At 66.8% G+C, this 14634-nt stretch carries 15 protein-coding genes; all 15 read right to left on the reverse strand.

Going from position 1 to position 14634, the window contains the following annotated elements:
• Positions 1–972, reverse strand: a complete 972-nt coding sequence (locus tag ACU5AP_RS09185) for a hypothetical protein (protein WP_446681122.1) — start codon at positions 970–972, stop codon at positions 1–3.
• Positions 969–1214 (reverse strand): hypothetical protein, encoded by a 246-nt coding sequence (locus ACU5AP_RS09190; protein ID WP_446681123.1) that lies wholly within the window; start codon positions 1212–1214, stop codon positions 969–971. Before ACU5AP_RS09190 ends, ACU5AP_RS09185 begins: the two co-directional genes overlap by 4 nt.
• Before the next feature lie 86 nt (positions 1215–1300).
• Positions 1301–2368, reverse strand: a complete 1068-nt coding sequence (locus ACU5AP_RS09195) for a glycosyltransferase (protein ID WP_446681124.1) — start codon at positions 2366–2368, stop codon at positions 1301–1303.
• Between the two features lie 174 nt (positions 2369–2542).
• Positions 2543–2725 (reverse strand): CsbD family protein, encoded by a 183-nt coding sequence (locus ACU5AP_RS09200; protein ID WP_128719677.1) that lies wholly within the window; start codon positions 2723–2725, stop codon positions 2543–2545.
• Positions 2726–2788: 63 nt separating this feature from the next.
• Complete coding sequence (locus ACU5AP_RS09205; protein WP_128719676.1) at positions 2789–3265, reverse strand: NUDIX domain-containing protein; 477 nt, start codon at positions 3263–3265, stop codon at positions 2789–2791.
• 50 nt (positions 3266–3315) lie between these two features.
• Entirely contained in the window at positions 3316–4359 is a 1044-nt protein-coding gene (locus ACU5AP_RS09210) for a sensor histidine kinase (RefSeq protein WP_258317076.1), read from the reverse strand.
• Positions 4360–4363: 4 nt separating this feature from the next.
• Positions 4364–4762, reverse strand: a complete 399-nt coding sequence (locus tag ACU5AP_RS09215) for a response regulator (RefSeq protein WP_046651841.1) — start codon at positions 4760–4762, stop codon at positions 4364–4366.
• A 20-nt stretch (positions 4763–4782) separates the two neighbouring features.
• On the reverse strand, positions 4783–6318 hold the full coding sequence (locus tag ACU5AP_RS09220) for a sensor histidine kinase (protein WP_046651617.1): 1536 nt from the start codon (positions 6316–6318) through the stop codon (positions 4783–4785).
• A gap of 54 nt (positions 6319–6372) precedes the next feature.
• Positions 6373–8472, reverse strand: a complete 2100-nt coding sequence (gene flhA, locus ACU5AP_RS09225) for a flagellar biosynthesis protein FlhA (RefSeq protein WP_128719674.1) — start codon at positions 8470–8472, stop codon at positions 6373–6375.
• A gap of 47 nt (positions 8473–8519) precedes the next feature.
• Positions 8520–9404 carry a class A beta-lactamase gene (gene bla / locus ACU5AP_RS09230; RefSeq protein ID WP_128719673.1) on the reverse strand — a complete coding sequence of 295 codons (885 nt, stop codon included), beginning with the start codon at positions 9402–9404 and terminating at the stop codon, positions 8520–8522.
• A 4-nt stretch (positions 9405–9408) separates the two neighbouring features.
• Positions 9409–10821, reverse strand: a complete 1413-nt coding sequence (gene flbD, locus ACU5AP_RS09235) for a sigma-54-dependent transcriptional regulator FlbD (protein WP_128719672.1) — start codon at positions 10819–10821, stop codon at positions 9409–9411.
• A gap of 42 nt (positions 10822–10863) precedes the next feature.
• Positions 10864–11196 carry a flagellar motor switch protein FliN gene (fliN, locus tag ACU5AP_RS09240; protein ID WP_003163531.1) on the reverse strand — a complete coding sequence of 111 codons (333 nt, stop codon included), beginning with the start codon at positions 11194–11196 and terminating at the stop codon, positions 10864–10866.
• Positions 11196–11870, reverse strand: coding sequence for a hypothetical protein (locus ACU5AP_RS09245; RefSeq protein ID WP_003163532.1), 675 nt, complete (start codon positions 11868–11870; stop codon positions 11196–11198). The genes fliN and ACU5AP_RS09245 overlap by 1 nt, the downstream gene beginning before the upstream one ends.
• Position 11871: 1 nt before the next feature.
• Positions 11872–12909 carry a flagellar motor switch protein FliG gene (fliG, locus tag ACU5AP_RS09250; RefSeq protein ID WP_003163534.1) on the reverse strand — a complete coding sequence of 346 codons (1038 nt, stop codon included), beginning with the start codon at positions 12907–12909 and terminating at the stop codon, positions 11872–11874.
• Positions 12909–14546, reverse strand: coding sequence for a flagellar basal-body MS-ring/collar protein FliF (gene fliF / locus ACU5AP_RS09255; RefSeq protein ID WP_446681125.1), 1638 nt, complete (start codon positions 14544–14546; stop codon positions 12909–12911). Before fliF ends, fliG begins: the two co-directional genes overlap by 1 nt.
• Positions 14547–14634 lie beyond the last annotated feature (88 nt).

The following is a 14634-nucleotide window of genomic DNA, read 5'->3' on the forward strand; positions in this document are numbered from 1 at the left end:
TCAGAAGGCGCGCGTCACGCCGAAATTCACCTGGGTGTAGTCATAGGTGTAGCCACGGGCGACGGGGGTGTTGCTGTAGGTCAGGCCCGCTGTGAAGGCCCATTCGCGCACAGGGGGGCTGGTGACCTGAGCGTTGAAATAGCGGGCGTTGCGCCAGTCGCTGCCCGTTTCCTTCTGAGCGCCCAGACCGCCGGCGATCACATAGCGCCAGCCGCCGTAGTAGCGGCGCACCTGCAGCACCGGCATGACCTCGACATAGTTCTTGGGCGAGAAATAGTCGTACTCGCCGGGGTCGCTGCTATGGAAGTAGCGGGTGCGAAGTTGGGCGGACAGCCCCCATTCGGGCTTCAGCACATGGATGTAGTTGAGGCGCAGATGGGTGCGGACGTTGTCGCCCGTGAAATCCTGAACGCCCGCCATGACGGTGAAGTTGTTGCGGTCGTTGACCGGCAGGTCGAAGGCCCCGCCGAGGAACGTGTAGTAGAGCCCCTTCTCCAAGCCGAGCGGCGTTTCCAGAATCTCGCGCTCGATGAAGTATTCCTGGCGGAACCGGGCGTCGTTGTGAACGCTGACCGCGCCCAGGACGGTGTCGCCGTCCGTGCCGACCTGCCCCTTCCACGACCAGTCGCCGGTCTTGTCGGCGAAGCGCAGATAGACGCGCTGGTCCTCGGTCGACTTCTGGCCCAGCGGCTTGAAGCTGGCCGTCTCGATCCGCAGGCCGAGGTAGTCGTCCGGCCCCCTGTAGCGCCAGTCCAGGTTCACCCCCGCCTTGATGACGTCGGTGTTGTCGGCGTCGGTCGAGGCGAACAGGTCCGCGCCCACCGCGTAGCGCGGCAGGAAACCGGCCGCCACGCTGTCGGGATGCTCGGCGCGGGCGGTCTGCTGGGCCGTCTCCGGCGCGGACTGAGCCTGGGCGGAGGCGGCCGCCGCCAGAATGAGCGCCACGACGGCGCCGCCGGTCAGGGCGTTCATTTGGTGTCCCATTTCTTCCGCATCCCCAGCAGTTCGGCGCCATAGCCCCATACGCAGACCGGTTGCATCACCAGACTGTAGCCCAGGGCGTAGAAGAGAAAGCCCCCGAAGTTGCGGCGCACCTTCAGCCCCTCGCGATGGAACATGCGGCGCTGGATACGGAAGATGAAGATGTTCCACAGGGCCGCCAGCGGCAGAACCGCCAGCGTCAGCGGTCCGGCGATCCAGAAGATGCCGAACATCGCCAGCACCAAACCGGGGATGAAGACGAAGGTGTAAACCAGATCCAGCGGCAGGAAGCACAGGTTCCACCAGATGAAGATGGTGGTCAGGCGCGGCTTGAGCAGCAGGCGCCGTGCGCCTTGAACGCCTCGATCAGGCCGCGCGACCAGCGTTTGCGCTGCAGGGCGAACTGCTTGAAGCGCGTCGGCACATTGGTGAAGGCCAGGGCGTCCTCAGCGTAGCCGATGCGGTATCCCTTTTCGAGCAGGGCCCAGGACACGACGATGTCCTCCCCCACGCACTCGGGCCAACCGCCGACCTGTTCCAGGGCCTCCCGCCGATAGAGGGAGAAGGCGCCCTGTGCGACCAGGGTGCCGTGATACATGGATTGCATCCGCTTCACGGCGGCGATGCCGTGGAAGTAGTCCCATTCCTGGGAACGGGTCAGGAAGTTCTCGCGCGAGTTGCGGACCATGACGGCGCCGGCGATCGCCTGGGTGGAGGGCGGATCGGTCAGCAGACGCTCGACGATCTGGGCCAGGCCGTCCTCGCGCACCCAGGAATCGCCGTCGATGGTGACGATCAGGTCGTGCCGCGCCTCTTTCAGACCGCGGTTGAGCACCGCCGCCTTGCCTGCATTGACCGAATAGTCGAGCAGGCGCACGGCGGCGTTGGGCGGAAAGTCCAATTCGGCGATCGCCCGGCGCGCGACCGCGACCGTGTCGTCGGTCGAACCGTCGTTGAGGATCAGAATCTCATAGGGGCCGGGATAGGTCTGATGCGCCAGACTGGTGAGGGTGTCGCGAATGCCGGCCGCCTCATTATAGGCGGCGACAAGAACGCTGACCGCCGGATAGGTCGTCGGGCGGATGCGAGGCGGCCTTCGATCGAACATCAGCGTGCCGAGCAGGAAGGCGTTCATGAACCCCGGCACATAGGCGATGAAGCCGATGGCGATGAGGGCGAATACCCAGCTGCTCACGCTCGCCAGGTCCGCCAGCCAACGCTGGGAAAGCCAGACGCTGAGCGCCGTCCAGGCAATCGCCAACGTCAGCGCGAGAATGAATTTTGCGGGAACCGGCAGATACAATCGCCGGTAGGGGTGCGACAGTCCGGTCGCGCCTTGCACGCCGACCATCGGCTCCGTGCTCGTCTCAGACACTCTATCGGACATCGCTGCCCCCGTGAACGCCTTGTGAATGACGACAGAAATTTTCGTTTTTGAACTTTATCGCTAATCGAAAGTAACCATCACTCGAATATTACACCGACCATATCGAATAAATCGTAAATTCTCTTATCAAGCGAGCAACGGGCGTCATACACAGACAACGCCCGCCTCGACGTCTTAGTCTCGCTCGTCCTTCAAGGCGTCCTTGACGCCGCCAACGGCGTTCTGGACCTTGCCCGCAACCTGATCGGCGCGGCCTTCGGCTTTCAGCTTTTCATCGCCGGTCAGCTTGCCGGCGGCTTCCTTGAGCTTGCCGCCCATGTTCTTGGCGGCGCCTTCGATACGGTCGTGGTCAGGCATGGGGAGCTCCCTGTCTTTCGGATCGCCGGGACTGGCGCCCGTCAGGAAAACAACCCTTTTTCTCTAACGAGGTTCCGAAGCGGAGGCTGCGGCATGACGATCACGCAACCAGCGCGCAACGGCCCAGCTGTGCGCCTCGTGCCGCAGGCTGAACAGGGCGCGCAACGGCTCCAGCCAGACCAGCTCATGATCCGCTTCCTGCTTGGCCGAGGGGTCGGCGCCGGTCACATTCACGAGCCAGACGCCGCCGACGTTGTTGACCGGCGTGCCGTCCGACTTGAGGAAATACTGCGCCGCCTCGGTCAGGCGATCGACCGGCTGGATGATCAGGCCCGTCTCTTCGGCGAACTCGCGCGCCAGAGCCTGCTGCTCCGTCTCTTCGCCGTCCAGGGCGCCGCCGGGCAGATCGAAATAGGCGTGCCCGTCGCCGCGATCCACACGCACGCAGGCCAGACGGCCGTCACGCTCGGCGATGCCGAAGACGGCGGGACGGTGGATGTAATCGAGACCGGGACGGGCCGTACCGAACTGAAGCTTCATCGTGGGAGATTAACCCTGCCGCGTCGCCGGGCGAAACCCCCAAAGCGTCGTCAGAGATCAAACGCCAAAAGGGCGCGCACGCCGCGATGCGCCGGGTCCACCTCGATCGCCGAGCGCAGTCCGCCCGCCATGGCCGAGATGATCTTGGAGCCCAGGCCCGTCCCCTTGGGCAAGCCGTCGCCCAGGCCAGGCCCGTCATCCTCGACCGTCAGCTGGGCGCGTCGCCCATCCCCCAGACGCCTCAGGATCACGCGGATCTCGCCCGCAGCATCCGGCTCATAGGCGTATTTGACGGCGTTGGTGACAAGCTCGGTCACGATGACGCCGAGGGACACGGCCTGATCGGTCGTCACCTGAAGAGGCTCGGCCTGCAGAGTCAGTCGCGGCCCGTCGCTGTCGGGGCCGATGGACTTGCCCAGCTCATCGACCAGACCGGCCAGATACTCGTCCATCTGAACCCGCTCGACATCGGCCGAGGTGTAGAGGCGGCGGTGGACATGGGCCACGGCCTCGATCCGCACCTGGGCCTCGCGCAGGGCGTCGCGCGCGCCCTCATCGGCCAGCTGGCGCAGTTGCAGGGAGATGAAGCTGGACACCAGTTGCAGCGAGTTGCCGACGCGATGGTTCACCTCGCGCAGCAAGGCCTCGGCGCGGTCGCGGGCCTGACGCACTTCCTCGTGCGCCTCTTCGTTCTCGCGCTCCAGACGCCGCCGCAGCAGCGCGTCTTCGAGGGCCGAACGCAGCAGGGCGGTGAAGTCCTCGGACACGTCCTTGATGACGTAGTCGGCGGCCCCGGCGCGCAGGGCGGCGACGGCGATGCGGCCGTCCTGGGCCCCCGTCACATAGACCACCGGCGGCGGCGTCGGCAGGGCCAGGATGTCGGGCAGGACGTCTAGGCCCTCACGGCCCGGCATGTAATGGTCCAGGGCGCAGACATCGAACTGGCCCGCCTTCAGCACCTCATAGCCGCTGTCCGCATCGGGCGCGCAGATGACCTCATAGCCGTGACGGCCGAGCTCCTTCTGGACCAGGCGGGACAAGCCGCGGTCATCGTCGATGTACAAGAGACGTATGGCGGCCCCCGGTTCCGTCACGGCGTCAGATCTCAGGCGCCTGCATGACCGACAGGAACAGGCCCAGCTGGCGGATGGCGCCCGCAAAGGCCTCGTAGTCCACCGGCTTGGTGATGTAGACGTTGCAGCCTAGGTCGTAGCAGCGCTGGATTTCGATTTTGTCGTCGGTGGTGGTCAGCACGACCACGGGCGCGCGGCGCAGATTGTCGTCGGACTTGACCCGATCAAGGATGTCCGTGCCCGACATGTCCGGCAGATTCAGGTCCAGCAAGATCAACAGGGGGCCGGTGCGCCCCACCTCGTCGCTGAACAGATAGTCGAGCGCCGCCTCGCCGTGATCGAAATGGACGATGTCGTTGGCGATGTTCGCCCGCCGGATGTTCTTCTCAATGAGCTTGGCGTGCCCATGATCGTCCTCGACCATGACGATCTTCACTGAGTGGCTCACAGGCGGTCTCCTTGATAGTCACCCAGCATAGTCAGACGTTTCGGAAATTTCAGATGAAATGTCGACCCCTGGCCGAGTTCTGATTCGACGTCGATGGAGCCCCCGAGACGCCGCACGATGTTGCGCACGAAGGCCAGGCCCAGGCCCTCGCCCGGCGTGTCCTGCTTGCCCGAGCGACGGAACAGCTCGAAAATCCGCTCATGATCCTTGGGCGAGACGCCCCGGCCGTTGTCGCTGATGCGATACTCGAGCCAGCCGCCGGATGTCTCCTGCCCCTGAATCTCGACCCGGATGGGACGGTCGGGCTGCTGATACTTCACCGCATTGTCGATCAGATTGCCGAAGATCTGCTCGACCGCCAGACGATCGCTCTCCAGCATCGGCAACTCGCCCACCACGATCTCGCCGCCTGTTTCGGCGACCTGATGATGAACCGTGTCGGCGATGCCCTTGGCCATGGCCGTCATGTCCAGCCGCTCCGAAGCCAAGGCGCGACGCCCTTCGCGCGACAGACGCAGGATGGCGTTGATCAGCCGATCCATCTTGGCCGTCGAGGTGCGGATGAAGCCGACAGCCTCGGGGGCGTCCTCACGCACGGCGCGCACGGCCTCGGGGTCCACCAGACCAGGGTGCGCCGTCTCGACCGCCGCCAGTTGCTCGTCCAGCTGTTTAGCGACCTGCTCCAACTCAGACGTGTAGCCCATGACGTTGACCAGGGGCGCACGCAGATCGTGGCTGACGATATAGGCGAAACGCTGGATCTCTTCGTTGGCGCGGGTCAGTTCGGCGGTGCGATCGCGCACCTCGTTCTCCAGACCGGCGTTGACCCGGTCCAGTTCGAAATGCGCGGCCTCGATCTCGGCCACATAGCGTCGCACCAGCCAGACGCTGATCCCCGCCAGCACCAGGATCAGCACCCCGGCCAGAGCGTTGACGGCCACGGTCACCGCCTGGGCCCATTCCGACTGGCGGGTGCGTTCGGCCAAGCGTTTCGCTTCAATGGCGTCGATGGCGGCCAGCTCGACGCGCATGGCGTCCATCAAAGCCTTGCCCTGACCGCCGCGAATGCGCGAAACGGCCTCGCCGATACGGCCCGTGCGGGTCAGGTTGACGGTTTCATCCATCAGAGCCAGCCGGTCCCGCGCCATCTGCTTGACCTTGACCACGCGCGCCGAGGATTCAGCGTCGCCTTCAACCAGGGCCTCCAGCCGAGCGATCACGGCCGGCAACTTGGCGACCGCATTGTCGTGCACGCCCAGATACTCGGTCCGCGCCGTCAACATGAAGCCGCGCTGCCCCGTCTCGGCGTCGGTCAGCAGCATCAGCGTGTCCTTGGCCGCCAGGCGCACCTGCTGGCTGTGGTCCACGGTGTCGTTGTAGTTGGAGGTCCGCTGGATCATCACCAGCGTCGCCGTATTGACGGCCAGCAGCAGCAGCAGCGCCAGGGCCAGAAGGGCGATGATCGAGCGACTGAGGGTCGGGGTGCGCAGGAAGGTTCCGAAGGTGCGCAAGGCCGGCCGAATGCGTTTCATGCCGCGAACCTTATTCGCCGTCGAAGCCGTGTCCAGCCCCTACCACGCCGCGACCTAGACTGATCCCACCGTCCTGAGGCGAGCCTTGGGATGAATCTCATTTTGGCTCATCACCACCGTCTGACCGCGGAAGCGTTCGATGATGGAGCGGACGTAGGGGCGCACCTGCGGCCCAGTCAGCAGGACCGGGTTCTCGCCCGTCATGGCGGCGCGCTCGAACACCTCGCGGACAGCGCGGATGAAGTCCTGAAGCTTGCTGGGCGCCATGGCCAGTTGCTTGTCCTCGCCAGGGCCGATCAGGCTTTCGGCGAAGGCCTGCTCCCACTCGGGCGACAGGGTGACGATGGGCAGGGCGCCGTCGTCGGCCTTGTGCTGCCAGCACAGCTGACGCGCCAGACGGCCGCGCACGTGCTCGACCAGGGTGGCGACGCTGGTGGTGTGCGGCGCCGCCTCTGCCAGACCTTCCAGAATGGCGGGCAGGTCGCGGATCGACACCTTCTCGCGCAGCAAGGCCTGAAGCACGCGCTGAAGCGTGGTCACGGTGACGACCGAGGGGATCAGCTCCTCGACCAGCTTCTGCTCCTCGCCCTTCAGCTCCTTCAGCAGCTTCTGCACCTCGGCGTAGGAGAGCAGTTCGGCCATGTTCTCCTTGAGGATTTCGGTCAGGTGCGTCGTCAGCACCGTCGAGGGGTCGACGATGGTGTAGCCGCGGAAGGTCGCCTCTTCGCGCAGGGAATCGTCGATCCAGGTCGCGGGCAAGCCGAAGGCGGGCTCGCGCGTATGCTCGCCGGGCAATTCGACCTGACGACCCGCCGGATCCATCGCCATCAGGGAGCCGAGGCGCACCTCGCCCGAACCGGCGTCCATCTCCTTGATGCGGATGGCGTAGCCCTGATTGGACAGGCGCATGTTGTCGAGGATGCGCACGCTGGGCATGACGAAGCCGTACTCCTGGGCCAGCGAGCGGCGCAGGGCGCGGATCTGATCGGTCAGGCGGCGGCCTTCCAGATCATTGATCAGCGCCAGCAGGGCGTAGCCCAGCTCGATCTTCACCTCGTCGATGGTCAGGGCGGTGGAGATCGGCTCCTCCACGTCCTCCTTCGGCTTCAGGTTCACCGGCTCGGCGGGCGGCGGCTTCAGCCGGTCGCGGCCCAGCTTCCACGCCATGAAGCCCGTCCCCAGCGCCAGCGCCGCGAAGGGCAGCAGCGGCATGCCCGGAATCAGGCCGATCAGTCCAGCCGTGCCGGACACCACGCCCAGCGACACCGGATTGCTGGCCAACTGGGCGACGAAGGCCTTGTCGGCCGAACCCTCGACCCCGGCCTTGGTCACCAGGAAGCCCGCGGCGACCGAGACGATGATGGCCGGGATCTGCGTCACCAGGCCGTCGCCGACGGTCAGCTGGACATAGGTGTTGGCCGCCTCCATGGCGGGCATCCCATGCTGCACCACCCCGATCAGCAGGCCGCCGATGGCGTTGATGAAGGTGATGATCAGACCCGCCACGGCGTCGCCGCGCACGAATTTGGAGGCGCCGTCCATGGCCCCGAAGAAGGTCGATTCCTGCTCCAGCTCCTTGCGGCGCAGCTTGGCCTGATCCTCGTTGATCAGACCCGCCGACAGGTCGGCGTCGATGGCCATCTGCTTGCCCGGCATGGAGTCCAGGGTGAAGCGGGCCGAGACCTCGGCGATACGGGTCGCGCCCTTGGTGATGACCACGAAGTTCACCACCAGCAGGATGGCGAAGATGATCACCCCGATGATGAAGTTGCCCCCCATCATCAGCTCGCCGAAGGCCTGGATGATCTTGCCCGCGCTGTCGTGGCCTTCCTGACCGTTGCTGAGGATCAGCCGCGTCGAGGCCAGGTTCAGCCCCAGGCGGAACAGGGTCGAGACCAGCAGCACCGTGGGAAAGATGGCGAAATCCAGCGGCCGCTTCATCATCACGGCCGTCATCAGGATCAGCACGCTGGACACCAGCGAGATCGCCAGCAGCAGGTCCAGAAGCATCTTCGGGATCGGCAGGATCAGCAGCATGATGACGGCGATGACGCCGACCGCCATGCCGACCTCGCCGCGCATCAGCCAGCCGAGCGCATCACGCCCCGTGGGGCGCGCCATGCCGTCCTTCATCAGGATGGGCGCGTCAGCCATGACGACGTGCGAAGCTCATGCCGCCTGATGACAGGATTCGGCGGCCCTCAGCCATGCCCCAGCGCCTTGAGCGCCTGCCGGGTCGCATCGGCGATAACCGCCTCGCGCTGGGCGTCGGTCGAATCCTTCGTGGCGTGGAAATAGATCGCGATGGCGATGGGCGCCGCATTCGGCGGCAGGATCAGGCCGATGTCGTTGACGGGGCCATAGCCGCCGGTGCCGGTCTTGTGCGCCACGGTCCAGCCCGCCGGGACGCCCGCCTTGATCCGCCCCTGCCCTGTCGGCGTATCGACCAGCCAGCGCATCAGCAGGGTCTTGGACGCCGGGCTCAGCGGCGTATCGGCGGCGACCAGCAGACGCTGGATGTTCCGCACCGACTGATCGGGCGTGATGGTGTCCTTGTCGCCGTCCTGGCGATTCATCTCGGGCTCGAGGCGATCGACGCGGGTGCTGTCGTCGCCGATGCCGCGATAGAAGGCGCGCAAGGCGTCCAGCCCGCCCATTTCGCGGATCAGGATGTTGGCGGCGGGATTGTCGCTGACTTCGACCGTGCCCTTCATCAACTGCTCGATCGTCAGGGTCGAACCGACCGCCAGTTCCGTGACCGGGGCGTGGCTGATCATGTCAGCCTGCGTCACCGGGATCGCCCGGTCCAGCCGCTCCTGCCCCGCCTGGACGCGCAGCAGGGTCGCCGCCGCCAGATACATCTTGAAAGTCGAGCAGTAGACGAACCGCTCGTCGCCGCGCCAGGCGGCGCTCCGGCCCTCGGTCGCGACCGACACGCCCAGACGACCGCCGTGGCGCGCCTCCAGCCCCGACAGGTCGAGGTTGAGCACGGCCGGTTCAGCCGCCGCAGGCTCCGTCGCACGCGCGCAAGCGCCCAGGGCGAGGGCGCCCGCGCCGATCAGCAGGGTGCGGCGGTCGGCGCGCATCGGATCAGCCCGCCGCGCCGTAGGCGGCCGCGACGCCCGACTGGGGCGCCGGGATCGGCGTGCCTGCGTCAGCGTATTCGTTCAGCTTGTTGCGCAGAGTGCGGATCGAGATGCCCAGGATGGTCGCCGCATGGGTGCGGTTGCCCAGGCAGTGGCTGAGCGTGTCCAGGATCAGGGCCTTCTCCATCTCGGCCACGGTCTGGCCGACGAAGCTGCGGGTCACGGCGTCGGCGACCTGGGCGGCCTGACCGGCCACGCCTGCGTCATAGGCCGAGGCGGCGGGCGTCGCGCCCCCCTCCCCCCCGCCCAGCAGCGGGCGGCCGTCCGGCAGGCGGATGGCGTCGACGTCGATCTCGGCGCCCGCCGCCAGCAGGACGGCGCGGTGCATGGCGTTTTCCAGCTCGCGCACGTTGCCGGGCCAGCGGTGGGCGACCAGGGCGCGCTTGGCCTCGGAGCCGATAGCGCGCGGCGGCACGCCGTTGGCGGCGGCGTATTTCTTGACGAAGTGGTCCGCCAACACGGCGATGTCGCCGGGGCGTTCGCGCAAGGACGGCAGGCGCAGGTTCACCACGTTCAGCCGGTACAGCAGGTCTTCGCGGAACGTCCCCTCGGCCACGGCCTTGGCCAGGTCGCGGTTGGAGGTGGCGATGATGCGGATGTTCACCGGCACCGGCTTGGCGCCGCCGACGCGGTCGATCACCCGCTCCTGAATGGCGCGCAACAGCTTGGCCTGCAGACGCGCGTCCATCTCGCTGATTTCGTCCAACAGAAGCGTGCCGCCGTCGGCCTCTTCGAACTTGCCGATGCGGCGCGCCACGGCGCCGGTGAAGGCGCCCTTCTCGTGACCGAACAGCTCGGATTCCAGCAGGTTGTCGGGGATGGCGGCGCAGTTGACGCTGATGAAGGCCTTGTCGGCGCGGCGCGAGTGGGTGTGCAGATAGCGCGCCATCACCTCCTTACCCACGCCGCTTTCGCCGGTGATCAGGATGGAGGCCTCCGAACGCGCCACCTGATCGGCCAGCTGGATGACGTGCTTCATCGCCGGATCGGCCGAGATCATCGGCCGTTCGTCGTCGGCCACGGCGGACAGGACGGCGGCGATCAGATCCGCCTCGGGCGGCAGGGGGATGAACTCCTTGGCCCCGGCGCGGATGGCGTCGGCCGCCTCGCGCGCGTCAGCGTCGACGCCGCAGGCCACGACCGGCACATGGATGCGCTCGGCGTCATTGGCGGCGATCAGGGCGGCGATATCGATGCGATAGTCGACCATCAGCAGGTCCGCGCCCTGCCCCCGGCGCAGTTGCTCGGTCGCCTGATCGGCGCGCTCGACGTGCTGGACCTTGGCGCCGTGCGCCATGGCCATCTTCACCGCCGTCGCCAGTTGGCCGCTTAAACGACCCACCACCAGAAGACGCATCGCCCTACTCCTTCAAAATCCTGTCCGTGACGGGGCGGCCGATCAGGCGCCCTTGTCCTCGGTCTTGATGATTTCCGTCATGGTCACGCCCAGACGGTCCTCGACGACAACGACCTCGCCGCGCGCCACCAGGCGGTTGTTGACGAAGATGTCGATCGCCTCGCCGACCTTGCGGTCCAGCTCCAGCACCGAACCCTTGTTGAGCTTCAGCAGCTGGGCCACCGACATATTGGCCTTGCCCAGCACAGCCGAGATGTTGACCGGCACGTCGAAGACGGGCGCCAGGTCGACGGCGGACTTCTCGCCGCCCTCGTCGGCCAGGTTCAGGGCGGTGGACTCGCCGAATTCCTCAAGCGAAAGATCGTCGGTGGCCATCAGAAGCCCCTTCTGTCATGAGCGCCGCCTTCGAGGGGCGGCTCGGCGTGGCCGGCTTCGGCGGCCAGGGCGGCGTTGAGCGCGGCGACCACACGGGCCTCGGCTTCGGCCGGATCGAATTCAGCGCGGCCGTCGGCCCATTCCAGGGCGAAGGCGGCGGCGGGCAGGTGCGGCTCGTCGCGGAACACCACCAGTCCCGAGAAACCGGCCTGGGCGCATAGGGCCTCGATCTGGGCGCGGCCTTCGTCATCCAGCCCCGAGGCGCGAACCAGAAGGCGCGGCGTCGCGTCCATCTCCTGTCCCAGGGCCTCGATGGCGGCCTCGAGCGGACGGCGCGGAAAACGATCGAAGGCGGCTGAACCGATGACCCGCGCGGCGGCCAACGCCAGTTCGGCGGATTCGCGACGGTGCGACTCGGCCACGCCGCGCAACAGGGTCGCGGCCTGCGCCGTCGACTGGGCCACGATCGACAAGGCGTCGGCGCGCAGGGCCTCGACCTCGGCCAGGGCCTGCTGACGGGCCTCCAGCCGGGCCTGGGCGACCAGGGCTTCGACCTCGGCGGGGGCGAAGGATCGCTTGGCCGGCTGCCAGGTCGAGGCGCGCAGCACGGCGCCGTCGGCCCCGAACTCGGTGTCGAAGGCGAAGGGGACGGCGTTGGCGGGTTGGGCGCTCATGTCAGTAGATCAACTCGTCGTCGCCGCCCTGGCCGGCCAGCATGATGTCGCCGCGCGCCGCCAGATCCTTGGCCACCTGGACCATGGCCATCTGGGCGTTGTCGACGTCCTTGAGGCGGACAGGCCCCATGGAATCCATGTCCTCGCGCATGATCTTCGAGGCGCGCTCGGACATGTTGGAGAAGAACATTTCGCGCAGGGGATCCGAGGCGCCCTTCAGCGCCAGCCCCAGCTGGTCCTTCTCGACCGCGCGCAGCAGGGTCTGCACCCCGCCCGGATCGAGGCGCGACAGATCCTCGAACACGAACATCAGGGCGCGGATACGCTCGGCCGCGTCGCGGTTGCGTTCCTCCAGCGCGCCGATGAAGCGGGCTTCGGTCTGGCGGTCGAAACTGTTGAAGATGTCGGCCATAAGCTCATGGCTGTCGCGCTTGGACGTGCGCGCCAGGTTGGACATGAACTCGCTGCGCAGGGTCTGTTCGATCTTGTCGAGAATGTCGCGCTGCACCGGCTCCATGCGCAGCATCCGCTGGACGCATTCCAGGGCGAAGTCCTCGGGCAGGGCCGTCAGCACGCGCGAGGCGTGGTCCGGCTTGATCTTCGACAGGACGACCGCGACCGTCTGCGGATATTCGTTCTTCAGATAGTTGGCGAGCACGGCCTCGTTCACATTGCCGAGCTTGTCCCACATGGTGCGGCCCGCCGGACCGCGGATCTCCTCCATCAGAGCCTCGACCCGATCGCCGGGCATGAAGGAGGCCAGCAGGCGCTGCGTCTGCTCATAGGAGCCCATCAGCGAGCCGGACCCGCCGATGCCGGAGACGAACTCGACCAGGACCTCTTCGACGACGGCGGCGGTGACGGTGCCCAGCCCCGCCATCGCCTGAGAGACCTCTTTGATCTCTTCGTCGTCGAGCTGCTGCCACAGGGCGGTGTGCTCTTCGCCCAGAGACAGCAGAACGACGGCCGCCTTTTCAGGCCCCGTCAGCTTCTTCGCGTCGTCAACCGCAGCGCCCTTTGACACCAGCCGCGCCGCCATCAGCTTTCATGCATCCACGAGCGCAGGATCGCCGTGGATTCCTCTGGATGGCTGTCGACGAAATCGGCGACCTTCTTGATGGAGGAGGCCTTCACCTGGCCCTCGATGCGGGCGATGTCGATGCGCTGCTCCATGTCGCTGGGGCCCGCCAGCATGGGCGCGCCGCCCGGCAGGGTTCCGCCGACGATCTGGGTGTCCAGGGCGGTCACGGGAATGCCGCCGGCGCCGGCCAGAGCGGGCGCGCCGCCAGAACCCGTCGCCGCTTTCAGCAGCGGACGCAGGACGAAGAAGGCCAGTACGAAGCCCGTGACGGCCAGGATCAACAGCTCGACCCCGCGCATGATGTCGTTCTTGTCGAAGGCGAACATCGAAGAGCCTTCCTCGGCGCCCGGCGCGGCCGACGGCTCGCGGTTGAAGCGGACGTTGACGACCTCCAGCTTGTCGCCGCGCGTCTCGTCGATGCCGACGGCGGCGGCGACCAGGGCCTTGATCTGCTGTACTTCCTCGGCCGTGCGGGCGGCATAGGTCGGCTCGCCCTTGCCGTCGGCGGCGGGGGTGTATTTGCCGTCGACCGCGACCGAGACCGACAGCTTCTTGACCTCGCCCGGCTCCTTCACCGTCGTGGTGGTGGTGTTGGAGATTTCGTAGTTGGTCGTCTCGGTGTTTTCCGAGTTGGTCGAGCCGATCGGCGTGGTGTTCGGGGCCTGCCCGCCGGGAATGTTGTTGGTGGCGGTGACGCCGCCGTCCTGCTGACCGGTCGTGTCCTGCGACTGCGAGCCGTTGGTCGAGGTCGAGCGGACGACCTGGCCGTCCGGGTCGAACTTCTGTTCCTGCGTCGTCGAGCGGCTGTGGTCGATGTCGGCCGTGACCTGGACGCGGGCGGCGCCGGCGCCGACGACGCCCTCGACGATGTCCTTGATGCGAGCCTGCATCTGGGCCTCGGTCGAGGCCTTGGACGCCTCGGCGGTGGCCGAGGTGAAGCCGGTGTCCTCAGACCCCGCCGCCAGGGTGCGGTTGGCCTGGTCCGTCACCGTGACCTTATCCGGCTTCAGGTTCGGCACGGACGAGGCGACGACGTTGCGGATGGCCCGCACCTGATCAGCCGACAGGTCGCGGCCCGACAGGCCCACCACCACGGCGGCGGTCGGGTCGATGGCGGCGGCCTGGAACATCTCACGCCGGGGCATGGTGATGTGGACGCGGGCGGAAGAGATGCCGCGCATCGACATGATGGTGCGCGCCAGCTCGCCCTGCAGGGCGCGCTGCTCGTTCAGGTTCTGCTGGAACTCGGTCTGGCCCAGCACCGACTGGTTGTCGAAGATCTCGTAGCCGACGCTGCCCGAGGTCACGAGCCCCTTGCCCGCCAGCATCAGGCGCGCCGTGCCCACCTCGTCGCGGCTGACGAAGATGGTCGAGCCGTCGCCCTTGGACGAATATTTGATGCCGGCCTGATCCAGGGCGGCGCTGATTTCGGAGGCTTCGCGCAGGTCGAGATTGGAATAGAGCAAGGCGTCCGGCGCCTGGCCCACGCGCAGCATGACGGCGACCAGCACGGCGGCCACGCCCGCAGCCACGCCCAGGATAGCGGCCAGGCGTCCGATGCCGAACCTTTTCAAAGCTTCCGTGAAGCCGCCCACGCGCCATCGCCCCTGCACACGCGGGACGAACCGAACCCGCTAGGCAGAAACTGCCGCCTGGATGGTAAATGCGGCGTTAAGAGGCGTT

Source organism: Brevundimonas sp. RM1 (assembly GCF_052907225.1).